Here is a 16,044-nt window from a genome sequence, read left to right on the forward strand (position 1 = left end):
GGTTCGCGGCGAATGTTCGATGCTTGGCCGGTTGAGGTCAATGTCCGGTTTGTTGGATTGCTGTAAAGGGTGCAGCAATGATCTGCAAGGGGCCTTATTGTTGGCGCAGAAGCGAATTTCCATACTCGGCCAACCCTTTGAAGACCGCTTCTGACAGTAAGGAAAACCCCCATGGTTTCAGCGATCCGTTTTGCCGAGGCCGGCGCGCCTGACGTGTTGACCCTGGACACCCTCGACGAGCTGTCGCCCGGCCCCGGCGAGGTCTGGCTCCGCCAGGAAGCCATCGGCGTCAACTACCTCGACGTGACCCAACGCAAGGGCGCTGTGCCCGTTGCGCTGCCGTCCGGGCTGGGCCTGGAAGGGGCCGGGCGCGTAGCGGCGGTGGGCGAGGGCGTCGGCACTGTGCAGGTCGGCGACTGTGTCGCCTACGCCACCGGCCCGTTGGGCGCTTACGCTTCGGCTCGGCTGTTTCCCGCGCAGCGGCTGGTGAAACTCCCGGACACGCTGTCTTTCGATGAGGCCGCCGCCGTGCTGTTCAAGGGCATCACCGCCCAGTACCTGCTCAAGTCCACGTATCCGGTGGGGCTGGGCACCACGGTGCTGCTGTACGGCGTGGCGGGCGGTTTGGGCGAGATCATGGCGCCGTGGGCGAAACATCTGGGCGCCCGGGTGATCGGCGTGGTGTCGAAGCAGGCCAGCGTCGAGAAGGCCCGGGCGTCCGGTTGCGACGAAGTGCTGGTGTTCGACCCGGACACCTTGGCGGCGCAGGTCTCGCGCATCACTGACGGGCAGAAGGTGGACGTGGTCTACGACCCCATCGGGCGCGTGTCCTTCCAGGCATCGCTGGACAGCCTGCGCCCGCGCGGCCTGATGGTGTCGTTCGGGGCGTCGTCCGGCGCACCGGCGGCGGTGGAGTTGGCCACGCTCAACGCCAAGGGTTCCCTGTTCCTGACGCGTCCTTCGCTCGCGGCGCACACGGCCACCGACGCCGAGTACCAGGCGCGGGCGCAGGATGTGCTGGCGGCGGTCGGGGCAGGTATCATCAAGCCCCGGATCTGGGCGGCCTACCCGTTGGCCGACGCCGCGCGGGCGCACGCGGACCTGGAGTCCGGGCGATCATCGGGGGCGATCATTCTCAAGCCATGAATCTGGATGTCCTGAGTCATCAGCACAGCGACGAGGTCGCGGCGTTCCTGGCCGTGGCCGCGCAAGGCTCGTTCGTCGGCGCCGGCCGGGTGCTGCAGCGGCACCCGACCGTCGTCTCGAAACGCCTCGCCGCCATGGAGGCGCGCCTGGGCGTGCGGTTGGTCGAGCGCTCCACCCGACAGGTGCGCATCACCGAGGCGGGCCTGCGGCTGGAGCAGCGCCTGCGCGCGGCCATCGAGCTGCTGGAGGAAGCGCAGCAACAGACGGCAGAGGCAGCGGGGGAGGTGCGCGGCACCTTGCGCCTCGCGTTGCCGGCGGCCATGGGCCGGCGTTGGCTGGGGCCGATGCTGCCGGAATTTCTCAAGGCGTATCCGCAGGTCTCGGTCTACGCCGACTACAGCGAACGGCGGGTGGACATCATCGACGAAGGGTTCGACGCGGCCATCCGCATCGGCGCGCTGGAAGACAGCCGACTGGTCGCCAAAAAACTCTGCGACCACCGCCGGGTACTCTGCGCCTCACCGGCCTACCTGGAGCGGCACGGCGCGCCCGAAACGCCGCAGGACTTGCTCCGACACAACTGCCTGCGCTTCAGCGGCCTCGCGTCCTTTCCGCACTGGCGCCTGCACCGGGGCGACGAAATCCGGACCGTGACGCCCAACGGCAACCTGACCGCCAACGACAGCGAATCCCTGCTGGCGGCAGCCTGCGCCGACGAGGGCATCCTCGGCGCCGGCGACTGGCTGATGAGCCGCGACATCGCCGCCGGGCGGCTGCGCCAAGTGCTCGCCGACTGGCAGCTCGATACGCCGGGCGGCGTCTACCTGGTCAGGCCTTCGGCGCGGTTTCCCAGTGCGACGGTGGTCGCGTTCAAGCAGTGGATCGAGTCGAAGTTCGACCCTGCGGCGCCGTGGGCCGTCTGACCGGTTGTCGCTTATCGCCCGCTGAAGGCCTTCAAGGTGTCTACTGCTGATGAAGCCCTGTCTTTTTGCGGAGGACACCGAAATGAGCGACGAACGCACGGCCCCGGCAACCCAAGGTGTCACCGTGGAGCTGCTGGCAACCCTGGACCTGGGCCCGGAGATCGAAGGCATGGCAGGGCGCCAACTGCGCATGCGCCTGGTCACCATCGACCCCGGCGGCGTGTTCGGCCCGCTACACGACCACAAGGACAGGCCCGGCATGGTGTTCATTCTGCAAGGCACGATTACGGATCACCGCAATGGCATCGCCACGGACTACGGGCCGGGTGTCGGTTGGCCGGAGGATCGGAACACCACGCATTGGTTGGAGAACCGGGGGGCGGAGGTGGCTAGGGAGGTTTCGGTGGATGTTGTTAGGTTGGGGTGAGGTGGAGGGTGGGCGGGGAGCTATGGGGGTAGGTTTTGTGCGAGATCCTTTGAAGGCGCTGTCACTGCACCTGAGCACGGGGGTGGGATTGCAGGAGCATTCTCGTACCGGAGAAAAGGTGAAGGTCTGATTAAAGCTGCCGCTCATGAGCGACTGCTTACGGCGAAAAGCGGACGCTCTGGAGCGACCGCTGTCGGCCATTAGCAGTGGTTCATTAGGGACAGTTATCCACGCATTGCTACCCGACGCGAATGACACCGATTGGCTAGAAGATGTCCACGCGGCGTAGGGGATGCGCTTAGCAGCTTACTAGAGATGTTCGCAACAGAGCACTGTTGGGGCTAGCAAAAGGCCACCGCCTTCGCTAAAGTTGCTTAATTTTTGTTCGAAGACGTAGCTTTTAGGATGGTGGGACATGGATAACCTAGTTACGGAATGGTCACTAGATGGTGTTCTCGATGACATGAAGCGTATTGATCTAACAATGAAAGATCGACAGTTCGCATTCATTCTAGGGGCTGGTGCCTCCCGAACATCCGGAATTCCCACTGGACAAGAGCTAGCTAAAAGATGGCTTGAGGACATTCATTTGAGGGAGTGCCTCGTTGAACGCCCTTTACGCGAGTGGCTCAACGAGACGAAGATAATTGATGAAAAATTAACGATAGAAAACTCTGGCGAATTTTACCCTGAAATTTTTGAGCATCGATTTCGCTGCGACAAGGAAGCAGGGTATGCAGAGTTAGAGGCCGCCATGGAGGGAAAACTTCCAAGTCTCGGCTATTCTCTACTGGCTGAGATCATACAAAACACTAGGCACAAAGTTGTTGTAACTACAAATTTCGACAATTTGGTCGCCGATGCACTTGCGATGCATGCGCACCAGTCACCATTAGTCGTGGCGCATGAGTCTCTAGCCGGTTTTGTACGTCCACAAATGCGCCGTCCATTGGTAGCTAAGATTCATAGAGACCTATATCTAAATCCTATAAATGATCCGGCTGGCGTTTCAAAAATGGAGAAAGGTTGGAAGCTCGCTTTAAAGAGGCTATTCCAATATTTCACACCCGTTGTAGTTGGTTATGGGGGTAACGACGGCAGCTTGATGGATATGCTCATGGATCTGGAGCCAGGAGATATTTCTGGGCGTATGGTATGGTGTTACCGAGAAGGCTCCCCGCCACCTGAGAAGGCTCTAAATGTCCTTAACAAGCATAATGGCTTACTCGTAAAGGTTCCTGGGTTTGACCAATTTATGCTGCGATTGGCTGCGCAGTTGGTCACTGATTTCGATGTCGCTGCGATCGCTGAGCGAACTGCTGATCTTGGGCTAGAGCGTGCACGTCGCTATCGCGAACAAGCAATTCAACTTCGTGACACCTCAATCCACGGATCACCTGCCGAGAGGAGAGGCGGAGAGGTATTAAGCCAATCTGTGCGTTCCGATCAGAGTTGGTGGGCGTGGGATATGAAAGCACAGGCTGAAACGGATATCGAATCTCGGCGCAGTGTTTATCTTGAGGGGCTTAGACACTTCCCCGACAGTGCAGACCTAATCGGGAACTACGCATTCTTTTTATCAGTCGACTGCGATGAAAATGAGCAGGCTGATATTGAGTATAAGAAGGCCATTGAAATAGATCCTCACAATGCAAGTGTTCTCAATGATTACGCCAATCACTTAAGTTCAACTACAGAGGATTACGATCGTGCAGAGGAATACTACAAAGAATCAATTCGGCTAGGTCCTGAGAATCAAGTTCATGTCGGCACTTATGCCCGGTTTCTAGCTGATGTCAGAGGCGATCTCGTCGAGGCTGAACAGCTATTTAAGAAGTTGATGGCTGAACATCCAGACAGCGGATGGCTTACCTGCACCTATGCCAACTTTATTCGCGATCACTTAGATCATGAAGAGAACCATGATCTACTAGGGTCTCTATATGCAAGAGCTCTAGAGTGCGAGCCTGAGAATCACTGGATAATGGTTAATTATGCTATATATCTCGGAGAAATAAGCAATAGACGCGATGAGGCAGTTAAAATGTTCGAGAGGGCGATTAGCCTAGAGCCAGACGATGAAGGGTGGCCAAAAGAACGCTATCAAGAGTTCCTGCTTCTGGAGTCCGAAGCGGATCTGTGAAGATTTTAGTTTGTATTTTATTGGCAAGGTTATAAGCGGTCTTTTCAACTATACTCACTCAATGAAAAAAATGGGCAGAATTATTTACTTGAGCAAAAAAGCGAAAAGCGAAAGAAGGGGGCGAATTTATTATCCGAAAATAAATCCGCCCCATATTTTCTTTATTTTCTTTATTTTCTTTATTCCGCCAAAGCAGACAGATCGACCCAGAACTTGAGCCGATCTATCAATGCCGTTCAGAAATGCCAGTCCGCAGCGTGAACGACACGACAGAATGGGCCCTCCAGGGTTGCATTGTGATGAGCGACGATACTTTCAGCCTTCAACGCGGGAGTATCGGTGCAGGTATGACCATCGGCGATCAGCACTGCATCGAATCCTAGATCTCGTGCGGCGCGGCAGGTGCTGTCGACGCAATACTGGGTCTTCATTCCGGCAATAACCACGCCTTGAGCACCACAAGCCTTTAGTCGATCGGCCAGGTCAGTCATGGCGAAAGCGTTAGGCCGGCTTTTTGTGAAAATCACTTCGTCGCCCCTCAGCAGCAGTTCCTCCACCAATTGCGTCAACGGGCTTTCTGGTTCGATAGGTGAGCCGGGCGGCCCCACATGGCGAGCAAGAAAAATGGGCGCGCCGGCCCTGCGGGCTTTATTCAACAGACTATTCAGCGTGTTTAGCAGCGCCTCACCAGCCCATGGTTTTTCTGGGCCATGAAACAATCCAACCTGCATATCGAGAATCAACAGTGCATGCATAGTGCTTTTCCTTGCGTTTGGGCCAGCGACACAAGGGCAAAAGAAAAGGCCCTATCCATCACTGGCGGGCCTTTGAAGATCGTGCATTATTGACTCACGACACCTCTCACGACCCGCCTCGGGCGGTCGTGGTAGTGGTGGTCGAGGCAATACGAAGCTGATTCATAGATGGACAGTATCTGCACGGTGCCCCGGTTGGCAAGGGGCAAGATCCAGGTGATGGCTGCTTCTCGTATTGCTAGTTGGGGACCGCTTTTGGCCGATTGCTGCCTATTGCAATTTCCGCTTCCGACCCATCGCGAACGCTTAATTCAGATTTTCAGATGCTACTGATGCCACTGCCAGGATTGCGCCATATGCACCTTCCTCAGGGACATAGGAAACAAATCTTTCACTGTCAGCTTTTTGCACCCAAAGGCGTCCACAGTTTTGACACTCGTAGGCAGTCGACATTCGGCGAATGTAGAGGCTGGAAATTCGGTCTTGCAGTTCGTCAGCAGCGCTGAACCCGGGTGAAAACTCGCCAAATGCATCGGCGATCGCAGCCTTGTCTCCGGACTCCGCCGCCTCTACCAGAGGTTTGAGTTCACGGTGCACCTCATTCCAAAATTCATTTTCCACCTCGTCGCGAAGCAGGCTCGCCTTATAGGGCAAGCCGTCGGTCTGATCGGTAATCACATGGCCACACATGCAACCCAATTTACTCATTTTCGGGTCATCAACCTGATGTTCGATCACTCATTAAATGGCGGACAACTCTTTGTTACAACTCCTGATTGACCGTCCGCTTTTGGCCGATAGCTGCCCCTTTACGAATGTAGGCGCAGCCCCACAAAGAATCGCCAATGCGCTAAAGCAAAAAACGGCTGGTCAAGCCAATGCTTGACCAGCCGTTCCATCAGTAAAACTCCACACCCTTACCCCAAATCCTCAGCCCGATGCCGCTCCGGCACCTGGCTCGCCTCGTCGCCCCACGTGCGGTTAACGCGCATCCCGCGCTGCACCGCCGGCCGCTTGGCGATCTCTTCCGCCCAGCGCAGCACGTGGGTGTATTGCTGGGCGTTGAGGAACTCGGCGGCGGCGTAGACGTTGTTGCGCACCAGTTGCCCGTACCACGGCCAGACGGCGATATCGGCGATGGTGTAGGTGTCGCCGGCCAGGTAGGCGCTTTCGCCGAGGCGGCGGTCGAGCACGTCCAGTTGGCGCTTGGCTTCCATGGTGAAGCGGTTGATCGGGTACTCGAACTTCTCCGGCGCATAGGCGTAGAAGTGGCCGAAGCCGCCGCCCAGGTACGGGGCCGAGCCCATTTGCCAGAACAGCCAGTTCAAGGTTTCGGTGCGGCCGGCCGGGTCGGAGGGGAGCAGGGCGCCGAACTTCTCCGCCAGGTACAGCAGGATCGAGCCGGACTCGAACACGCGGATGGCCGGTTCCACGCTGCGGTCCAGCAGCGCCGGGATCTTCGAGTTCGGGTTGACCTCGACGAAGCCGCTGGAGAACTGATCGCCCTCGCCGATGCGGATCAGCCAGGCGTCGTACTCAGCGCCGGAGTGCCCCAGGGCCAGCAGTTCTTCGAGCAGGATGGTGACCTTCACGCCGTTGGGCGTGGCCAGGGAATACAGCTGCAGCGGATGCTTGCCCACCGGCAGGGCCTTGTCGTGGGTCGGCCCGGCCACCGGGCGGTTGATGTTGGCGAACTGGCCGCCGGACGGAGCCTCGTGTTTCCAGACCTTGGGCGGGACGTAGGGCGCTTTGCTCATGAATCGAACCTCATCGTGAAGTAGCCGAATGACGTGAGCCCCGCCGGCAACGGCGGGCCTTTGCCGACAGGACACCACAGAACTGCCCCTGAACTCCACCCGCTGATGGTCGAATCCGTTGCTTAGGTCCGGTCAGCGTCACAGGTCCACTGCCCAGGTCTGGCTGACGAGAGCCTTGCCGAAGCTGTGCATCGGCTCCTCCTCGACCAGCCGGAAGCCGGCCTTCTGGTACAGCCGGCGGGCGTCGGTGAGGATGTCGACCGTCCACAGCATCATCGTCTTATAGCCGGCCTGGCGGGCGAAGCGCAGGGTCTCTTCGACCAGGCGCTGGCCGATCCCCAGGCCACGGGCGCCGGCATCGACGTAGAGCATCCGCAGCTTGGCCGTGGTGGCGTCATGGCGCACGACAAAGACCGAACCGACCACCCGGCCGTCCTTTTCCGCTATCCAGCAGCGCTCGCCGCTGGGGTCGAATTCGCGCAGGTACTTGGCGACGATCTCGGCCACCAACGCCTCGAACTCGCTGTTCCAGCCGTATTCGCGGGTGTAGAGCTCGGCCTGCTGCTGGACGACGGCGCCCATGTCGCCGGCCTTGGGGTCGCGCAAGAGGTAGGAGGGGTCGCTGTCGCCCAGCAGGTTTTGTACCCGCTTCATGGCCTGGATCAGTTGCTCCTGCTGGGGTTCAGGCAGGCGCTGCAGGAGGGCGATGACTTCTTCGCGGGAGGCGTGCTCCAGGGTGGCCAGCACCTGCCGGCCCTGATCGGTGAGCCCGAGGCACGAGGCCCGGGCGTCGGTGGCGGAGCGGGTCTTGTCGATCAGGCCCTTTTTCTCGAAGCCGCCGATGACCCGGCTCAGGTAGCCCGCGTTCAGCCCCAGCATCTGGCAGAGGTCGGCGCCGGTGAGGTCGGCCCGTGCGCCCAGTTCGTAGAGGATGCGGCTTTCGGTCAGCGAGAACTCGCTGCGCAGCAGGTGTTCCTGCAGCACGCCGATCTGATGGGTGTAAAAGCGGTTGAAGCGGCGGACGGTTTCGGCGCGTTCGATGATCGGGGACATGATGTAAGACCCTATAGTTGCCTTGAGCAACTATATAGTTGCCCAAGGCAACCATGTCAATTCAATTGCGCGCCTTCGCCCAAGGGCGCCGGCACAGCCCGCCGTCGGTTCAGCGTGCGGGCGGTGGCGCGATCAGGGTCAGCACCGCCGCAAGCAAGGCTTCCTTGCGGGCGTCGGTGAACCGTTCGGGCTCGATGGGCTTGGCCATCATCCAGCCGTCGCCCATGGCGCAGATGAGGTCGGCGAGCACGGTGGCCTCCACGTCCTCGCGGATCGTGCCGTCACGCTGCCCCCTGGTCAGGACCGAACTGAACGCTTCGCGAAAGCGCGCATAGCGCTCCTCGAAGACTTTGACGAAGGCCGGCTCGTGCCGGGCGTGGGCCATCAGTTGGAACAGGGCCAGCCAGGCGTCCGCCTCCTCGGTCTTGGCCAGGTTCAGCCATTCCTTGATCAAAGCGCCGATGTCCAGGTCGCTGCCGCCGCGGAGCAGGATGTCGAATTCGTCGAACAGGTGGCGGGCGGCGGCGGTGACCATTTCCTCTTTGTTGGCGAAGTAGTAGGTGACCGCGCCGGTGGTGCAGCCGGCCTGCTGCGCGACCTTACGCATCGACGTGTCGGCATAGCCTTCGCGGGCGATCACCGACATCACCGCTTTGAGTAGCCCGGTGCGTTTTTCCTCATGGTTGCCCACCGGGCGGCCACGGCGGGCGCGCGGTTCGGGTTGGCCGTCGAGGAGCGGGCCGGGCGTGTCGGCAGGGGCGGGGCGAGGGGCGTTGGGCATGGGAATGGCTGAGCTCCGGGCGCAGTCGTTGCGCAAGTGATCCAGTCCCGCACTATAGGAAAATTATCGGGGGAAAGCACCCGGCCCGGCCGCTGCCGACCACGGCCACGGCGCGGATCTCCACCCGCAACTGCGGCAACGACAGCTGCGAGATGCCCAGGGCGCTCCACGCCGGGTAGCGGTCGGGGAAATACTCGTCCTGGACCTTGGCGAACGCCTAGATGTCGGCTTGCAGGTCGGTGTGGAAGGTCATCAGTTCCACTTGACCCACACACAGCCGGCGGAGCCGGCGCCCACGATGATGTAGTCGAATTCCATTGGTGCAGGTCTCGAATGATTGCGAAGAGAGCACCTGGATTCTTGGCCAGTCCTGCGCCGATTGATTGGCTTTGCATGACTGGTTTTTGACTTTGCGCGACTGTCTGTCCGGCCGCCGCGGTCAATGGGCCGCCGCGGTCTGTTCGCGGCCCACGGCGCCGTGCAGGAACATTTGCTCCACCGCCCGGGCCGAGTCGGCCGGCGCCGCACGCCCGCGCTGTTCGGCGTCGACGATGCCGTACATCAGCGAGATGAACAGTTCGGTGAGCACGGCCGCCGTGATGTCGATCCGGATGACGCCCAGTTGCTGGCCGCCGAGAAAGAACCGGTCCAGCGCATCGAAATAGAGTTTCCAGCGTGCGTCCGGCTGGTCGAAGTCCAGCGAGTCGGGCCGGTACTGGATCATCAGGAACGCCATCAGCTCGCGGTGGGTCAGGTGCTCCCGGATCAGGCGACGCAGGGCCTCCTGCGCATCGGCCGGGTCGAGCCGGGCATTGGCGATGATCATCCTGAGCATGTTTTCGGCATGCAGCTCCAGCCGGTTCAACAGGTTGTCCCGCGTCCCGCAGAAACGGTGCAGGGTGGCCTTGCTCAGGCCGGCCATCTGCGCCAGTTCCTTCATGGTTGCCCGGGGCCGGCTGACGAACGCCGCCGTCAGGCGCTTGAACAGATGCTCGTCGTGGGGTGTCGGCGGATGCGTCCAGTCCGGGGCAGGTGGAGCGGTGGCGGAAGCAGGCATTTCTGTTGGGGGCATGGCGCAGACCAGGGTCGGGTTCAAGGGAATGACAAAAAACATTCATATGAGACACATTTGACTCATAACGAATCTGAAAGTAGCATTCGCGCCATTCTTGATCAAGCCTTGGGTGTCTCATGGGTAATTTGCGTGCAATAGGGATGGCGAGTTCATTGGCGATGGCCATTGCGCTGGCCGGGTGCGGGGCGGCGGACGATCAGCAGAACGTGGCTGAGGTTCCGCGGCCGGTCGAGGTGGTGCCGGTGGTCACCGAACCGTTGGCGTTGAGCTCGGAGCTGCCGGGCCGGGTCGAGCCGATGCGCGTGGCGGAAGTGCGCGCACGGGTGTCGGGCATCGTCCTGCACAAGCGGTTTGAGGAAGGCGCGGACGTGAAGGCCGGCGACCTGCTGTTCCAGATCGACCCGGCACCGCTCAAGGCCGCGCTGTCGCGTGCCGAAGGCGAACTGGCCCGGGCCCGCTCGGCGCAGCAGGAGGCGCAGGCGCGGCTCAAGCGCTACGAGCCGCTGGTGAAGATCGAAGCGGTCAGCCAGCAGGACTTCGACAGCGCCACCGCCCAACTGCGCGGCGCCGAAGCGGCTGCACGCACGGCCCAGGCCGATGTGGAAACCGCCCGTCTCAACCTCGGTTATGCCTCGGTCACCGCACCGATTTCCGGCCGGGTCGGCCGCGCGCTCGTGACCGAAGGCGCGCTGGTCGGGCAGGGCGACGCCACGCTGATGGCGCGGATCCAGCAGCTGGATCCGGTGTATGTCGACTTCACCCAACCGGCGGCCGACGCGCTGCGCCTGCGTGAGTCGCTCAAGGACGGCAAGCTCTCGGCCAACGGCAACAGCGCCTTGTCGATCCGGGTCGAAGGCACGGCCTACGAGCGCCAGGGTGCCCTGATGTTCACCGACGTGGCGGTGGACCGCGGCACCGGTCAGGTGTCGCTGCGCGGCAAGTTCGCCAACACCGACGGCGTGCTGCTGCCGGGCATGTACGTGCGGGTGCGCACGCCTCAAGGCACCGACGGCCAAGCCATTCTGGTGCCGCAACGCGCGGTGCAGCGCGGCAGCGACGGCGGCGCGACGGTGCTGGTGGTCGGCGCGGACGAGCGGGTCGAGGCCCGCAGCGTGCAGACCGGCGCGATGCAAGGTTCGCGCTGGCAGATCAGCGAAGGCCTGAAGGCCGGTGACCAGGTGATCGTCGGCGGCATGGCCGGCCTGCAGCCGGGCGCCAAGGTCACGGCCAGCCAGGCTCAAGCACAAGCTCAAGCACAGTTGTCCGGCGCCCATCAGTAAGGCCCGGTGGCCGCGAGGATTTTCCGATGTCCCGATTTTTCATCAAACGCCCGAACTTCGCCTGGGTGGTGGCGTTGTTCATCTCCCTGGCCGGGTTGCTGGTCATCCCGATGCTGCCGGTGGCGCAGTACCCCAACGTCGCGCCGCCGCAGATCAAGGTGACGGCGACCTATCCCGGCGCCTCCGCCAAAGTGCTGGTGGACTCGGTCACCAGCGTGATCGAGGAGTCGCTCAACGGCGCCCGCAACCTGCTGTACTTCGAGTCCACCAACAACTCCAACGGTATCGCCGAGATCGTGGTGACGTTCCAGCCGGGCACCGACCCGCAGCTGGCCCAGGTGGACGTGCAGAACCGCCTGAAGAAGGCCGAGGCGCGCATGCCGCCGGCCGTGCTGACCCAGGGCCTTGAGGTGGAGCAGACCAGCGCCGGTTTCCTGCTGATCTACGCGCTCTACTACAAAGAAGGCGCGCAGCACGCCGACGCGACCGCGTTGGGCGACTTCGCCGCGCGCAACATCAACAACGAACTGCGCCGTGTGCCGGGCGTCGGCAAGCTGCAGTTCTTCTCCTCCGAAGCGGCCATGCGGGTCTGGATCGACCCACAGAAACTGGTGGGCTACGGTCTGTCCATCGACGACGTGAGCGCCGCCATCAGCGGGCAGAACGTGCAGGTGCCGGCGGGCAGTTTCGGCAGCGTGCCGGGCAGCAGCCAGCAGGAGCTGACCGCCACCCTGGCGGTGAAAGGCACGCTGGACAACCCGCAGGAGTTCGGCCAGATCGTCCTGCGCGCCAACGAAGACGGCTCGACCGTCAAGCTCGCGGATGTCGCGCGGGTGGAAATCGGCCAGGAAAGCTACAACTTCTCCTCGCGCCTCAACGGCCGGCCGGCGGTGGCGGCGGCGATCCAGCTGTCGCCGGGCGCCAACGCGCTGCAGACCGCCGCGTCGGTGAAGGAGCGTCTGGCCGAGCTGTCGCAGTACTTCCCGGCTGACGTGGAATACTCCGTCCCTTACGACACCTCGCGGTTCGTCGACGTCGCCATCGAGAAGGTGATCCACACCCTGATCGAAGCGATGGTGCTGGTGTTCCTGGTGATGTACCTGTTCCTGCAGAACGTGCGCTACACCCTGATCCCGTCGATCGTGGTGCCGGTGTGCCTGGCCGGTACGCTGCTGATGATGTATCTGCTCGGCTTCTCGGTGAACATGATGACCATGTTCGGCATGGTGCTGGCCATCGGCATCCTGGTGGACGACGCCATCGTGGTGGTGGAGAACGTCGAGCGGCTCATGGCCGAGGAAGGGCTGTCGCCGGTGGACGCCACGATCAAGGCGATGGGGCAGGTGTCGGGCGCCATCGTCGGCATCACCCTGGTGCTGTCGGCTGTGTTCATGCCGCTGGCGTTCATGTCCGGCTCGGTCGGCGTGATCTACCAGCAGTTTTCGGTGTCGCTGGCGGTGTCGATCCTGTTCTCGGGCTTCCTGGCGCTGACCTTCACCCCGGCGCTGTGCGCCACGCTGCTCAAGCCGATCCCCCATGGGCACCATGAGAAGCGCGGTTTCTTCGGCGCCTTCAACCGTGGCTTCGCCCGGCTCACCGAGCGCTATTCGCTGCTCAACAACGCTCTGGTGATGCGTGCCGGCCGCATGATGCTGGTGTACGTCGGCATCATCGCCATGCTCGGCTACTTCTATGTGCGCCTGCCGGAGTCCTTCGTGCCGGTGGAAGACCAGGGCTACATGATCGTCGACATCCAACTGCCGCCGGGCGCCACCCGCACCCGTACCGACGCGGCTGGTGCGGAGCTTGAGCGCTACCTCGCCACCCGCGAGGCCGTGGCTTCGACGTTCCTGGTGTCGGGCTTCAGCTTCTCCGGCATGGGCGACAACGCGGCGCTGGTGTTCCCGACCTTCAAGGACTGGTCGCTGCGCAACGAAGAGCAATCGGCCCTGGCGGAAATCAACGCCTTGAACGGGCAGTTCGCCGTGCCCCGCGACGGCGCAGTGATGGCGGTGCCGCCGCCACCGATTGACGGTCTGGGCAACTCCGGCGGTTTCGCCTTGCGTCTGCAGGACCGCGCCGGCCTCGGCCGTGAGGCCCTGATCGCCGCCCGTGACCAATTGCTGGGCCAGGCCAACGGCAACCCGAAAATCCTCTACGCGATGATGGAAGGCCTGGCCGAGTCGCCGCAGCTGCGCGTGGTGATCGACCGCGACAAGGCGCGCACCCTGGGCGTGAGCTTCGAATCGGTCAGCGGCGCCTTGTCGGCGGCGTTCGGTTCCGAGGTGATCAACGACTTCACCAACGCCGGCCGTCAGCAGCGGGTGGTGGTGCAGGCCGAGCAGGGCGACCGGATGACCCCGGAAAGCGTGCTCAAGCTGTACGTGCACAACAGCGCGGGCAATCTGGTGCCGCTCAGCGCGTTCGTCACCACTCACTGGGAAGAAGGCCCGGTGCAACTGGTGCGCTACAACGGTTATCCGTCGATCCGCATCGTCGGCGACGCCGCGCCGGGTTCCAGCACCGGCGAGGCCATGGCCGAGATGGAACGCCTGGCTGCGCAGTTGCCGGCGGGCTTCAGCTACGAGTGGACCGGCCTGTCGTACCAGGAGAAGGTGTCCAGCGGCCAGGCGACGCAACTGTTCGCCCTGGCGATCCTGGTGGTGTTCCTGCTGCTGGTGGCGCTGTACGAAAGCTGGGCGATCCCGTTGACGGTGATGCTGATCGTGCCCATCGGCGCCATCGGTGCGGTGCTGGCGGTGATGGTCACCGGCATGCCCAACGACGTGTACTTCAAGGTGGGCCTGATCACCATCATCGGCCTGGCGGCGAAGAACGCGATCCTGATCGTCGAGTTCGCCAAGGAACTGTGGGAGAAGGGCTACAGCCTGCGCGACGCCGCGGTGGAAGCCGCGCGCCTGCGTTTCCGACCGATCGTGATGACCTCGATGGCGTTCATCCTCGGCGTGGTGCCGCTGGCCCTGGCCACCGGCGCAGGCGCCATGAGCCAGCGCGCCATCGGCACTGGCGTCATCGGCGGGATGCTCAGCGCCACGCTGCTGGGCGTGCTGTTCGTGCCGATCTGCTTTGTCTGGGTGCTGACAGTGCTGCGCCGCAAACCGGCTCCGATCGAACCGTCCGAGCCTTCCGAAAAACCGGCCTTGGCCCAGGAGTGATCCCATGCGTCTTTCAGCCATTTCCTCGCTGTTGATCGCCCTGGCCCTGGGCGGCTGCTCCATGGCGCCGACCTACGAGCGGCCCGACGCGCCGGTGGCCGACCACTGGCGCGGCCAGTCGGCCCAGGCCGGCACGGCCATCAATGAACTGTCCTGGCAGACGTTCATCGTCGACCCGCAGCTGCGGGGCCTGATCACCACGGCCCTGGACAACAACCGCTCGCTGCGCCAGACCCTGCTGGACATCGAACAGGCCCGCGCGCAGTACCGCATCCAGCGCGCCGACCGGGTGCCGGGCCTCAACGCCGGCGCCTCGGGCAACCGCCAGCGGCAGCCGGCGGACCTGTCCAACAGCGGCCGTTCCGAAGTCGCCAGCCAGTATCAGGTCGGCCTGGCGCTGCCCGAGTACGAGCTGGACCTGTTTGGCCGGGTGAAGAGCCTCAGCGACTCCGCGCTCCAGGAATTCCTGGCCACGGAGGAGGCGGCCCGCGCCGCGCGGATCGCCCTGATCGCCGAGGTCAGCCAGGCGTACCTGGTGCACGACGGCGCCCAACGCCGTCTGACGTTGACCCAGCAGACCCTGATCAGCCGCGAATACTCCTTCGCCCTGATCAGCCAACGCCGTTCGGTCGGCACCGCCAGCGCCCTGGACTACCAGGAAGCGCTGGGGCTGGTGGAGCAGTCCCGCGCCGAACAGGAACGCAACCTGCGCCAGAAGCAGCAGGCGTTCAACGCCCTGGTGCTGCTGCTCGGCACGCCGGATGCGGCGAAGTCGATCCCGAAGACCGCGCAGGACTCACCGATGCTGGTGCAGGACATCGCGCCGGGCACGCCGTCGTCGCTGATCGAGCGCCGTCCGGACATCCTGGCCGCCGAGCACCGCTTGCAGGCACGCAACGCCGATATCGGCGCGGCGCGGGCGGCGTTCTTCCCGCGCATCACCCTGACCGGCAGCTTCGGCACGTCGAGCGCGCAGATGTCCGGCCTGTTCGACGGCGGGTCGCGCAGTTGGAGCTTCGTGCCGACCCTGTCGCTGCCGCTGTTCGACGGCGGCCGCAACCGCGCCGGGCTGAGCCTGGCGGAGGCGCGCAAGGATTCGGCGGTGGCCGCGTACGAAGGCACGATCCAGACGGCGTTCCGTGAGGTGGCGGACGCCTTGTCGGCCACCGACACCCTGCGCCGCGAGGAACAGGCCCAACGTGCGCTGGCCGACACCAGCCGCGAGACCCTCACCCTGGCCAAGGCCCGCTACGAAGGCGGGATCGACAGTCACTTACGCTACCTCGATGCCCAGCGCAGCAGTTTCGTCGATGAATCGGCGCTGATCGAAGTCGGCACCCAGCGCCAGATCGCGCTGGTGGACCTGTTCCGCTCGTTGGGCGGCGGCTGGCCGGGCGAGAAGCTCGCCAACCGGTAAACGCACGTTGCGTGCTCCTTGGGTTGGAAGCTTCGACCCGCTTGCCCCGCGCCCTTTGGGCCGCGGGGCTTTTTTATGCGCGGCGTCGGCGGCGGGCGGGTTATTCCGGGC

General features: G+C 62.9%; 13 protein-coding genes. 7 read left to right on the forward strand and 6 right to left on the reverse strand.

Going from position 1 to position 16,044, the window contains the following annotated elements:
- The first annotated feature begins 171 nt into the window (after positions 1-171).
- The 4 genes from CAG29_RS24520 to CAG29_RS28370 all read left to right on the forward strand — a co-directional run bounded on the left by CAG29_RS24520 (position 172) and on the right by CAG29_RS28370 (position 4,639).
- Entirely contained in the window at positions 172-1,146 is a 975-nt protein-coding gene (locus tag CAG29_RS24520) for a quinone oxidoreductase (RefSeq protein ID WP_085695268.1), read from the forward strand.
- Positions 1,143-2,069: a LysR family transcriptional regulator gene (locus tag CAG29_RS24525; RefSeq protein WP_085695269.1), complete on the forward strand. Its 927-nt coding sequence runs from the start codon at positions 1,143-1,145 to the stop codon at positions 2,067-2,069. Before CAG29_RS24520 ends, CAG29_RS24525 begins: the two co-directional genes overlap by 4 nt.
- An 82-nt stretch (positions 2,070-2,151) precedes the next feature.
- Positions 2,152-2,496 (forward strand): cupin domain-containing protein, encoded by a 345-nt coding sequence (locus CAG29_RS24530; protein WP_085640901.1) that lies wholly within the window; start codon positions 2,152-2,154, stop codon positions 2,494-2,496.
- Between the two features lie 415 nt (positions 2,497-2,911).
- A complete protein-coding gene (locus CAG29_RS28370; RefSeq protein WP_139831530.1) occupies positions 2,912-4,639 on the forward strand; it encodes a hypothetical protein in 1,728 nt (575 codons plus the stop codon).
- Positions 4,640-4,875: 236 nt separating this feature from the next.
- On the opposite strand, the gene CAG29_RS24535 is transcribed toward CAG29_RS28370, so the two are convergent.
- The 6 genes from CAG29_RS24535 to CAG29_RS24565 form a co-directional block, all read right to left on the reverse strand.
- Positions 4,876-5,394, reverse strand: coding sequence for an isochorismatase family protein (locus CAG29_RS24535; protein WP_085695270.1), 519 nt, complete (start codon positions 5,392-5,394; stop codon positions 4,876-4,878).
- 306 nt (positions 5,395-5,700) lie between these two features.
- Positions 5,701-6,102 (reverse strand): hypothetical protein, encoded by a 402-nt coding sequence (locus CAG29_RS24540; RefSeq protein ID WP_170930411.1) that lies wholly within the window; start codon positions 6,100-6,102, stop codon positions 5,701-5,703.
- Positions 6,103-6,311: 209 nt separating this feature from the next.
- The gene (yghU, locus tag CAG29_RS24545; protein WP_085656985.1) at positions 6,312-7,151 is read right to left on the reverse strand and encodes a glutathione-dependent disulfide-bond oxidoreductase; all 840 of its coding nucleotides are present in this window, start codon (positions 7,149-7,151) and stop codon (positions 6,312-6,314) included.
- Between the two features lie 138 nt (positions 7,152-7,289).
- On the reverse strand, positions 7,290-8,204 hold the full coding sequence (locus CAG29_RS24550) for a GNAT family N-acetyltransferase (protein ID WP_170930088.1): 915 nt from the start codon (positions 8,202-8,204) through the stop codon (positions 7,290-7,292).
- A gap of 109 nt (positions 8,205-8,313) precedes the next feature.
- Entirely contained in the window at positions 8,314-8,985 is a 672-nt protein-coding gene (locus CAG29_RS24555) for a TetR/AcrR family transcriptional regulator (protein WP_085583791.1), read from the reverse strand.
- A 439-nt stretch (positions 8,986-9,424) separates the two neighbouring features.
- Positions 9,425-10,042, reverse strand: coding sequence for a TetR/AcrR family transcriptional regulator (locus CAG29_RS24565; RefSeq protein ID WP_085634028.1), 618 nt, complete (start codon positions 10,040-10,042; stop codon positions 9,425-9,427).
- A 134-nt stretch (positions 10,043-10,176) separates the two neighbouring features.
- Between CAG29_RS24565 and CAG29_RS24570 the strand changes: the two genes are divergently transcribed.
- Genes CAG29_RS24570 through CAG29_RS24580 form a run of 3 tightly spaced genes read left to right on the forward strand, consistent with a single transcriptional unit; the run spans position 10,177 to position 15,933 of the window.
- Positions 10,177-11,340, forward strand: coding sequence for a MexC family multidrug efflux RND transporter periplasmic adaptor subunit (locus CAG29_RS24570; protein ID WP_085583787.1), 1,164 nt, complete (start codon positions 10,177-10,179; stop codon positions 11,338-11,340).
- Positions 11,341-11,366: 26 nt separating this feature from the next.
- Positions 11,367-14,516: an efflux RND transporter permease subunit gene (locus tag CAG29_RS24575; protein WP_085695271.1), complete on the forward strand. Its 3,150-nt coding sequence runs from the start codon at positions 11,367-11,369 to the stop codon at positions 14,514-14,516.
- Positions 14,517-14,520: 4 nt separating this feature from the next.
- Positions 14,521-15,933: an efflux transporter outer membrane subunit gene (locus tag CAG29_RS24580; protein WP_085583783.1), complete on the forward strand. Its 1,413-nt coding sequence runs from the start codon at positions 14,521-14,523 to the stop codon at positions 15,931-15,933.
- Positions 15,934-16,044 lie beyond the last annotated feature (111 nt).

The sequence above is a fragment of the Pseudomonas sp. B7(2017) genome (assembly GCF_002112745.1).
Classification (GTDB): domain Bacteria; phylum Pseudomonadota; class Gammaproteobacteria; order Pseudomonadales; family Pseudomonadaceae; genus Aquipseudomonas; species Aquipseudomonas ekonensis.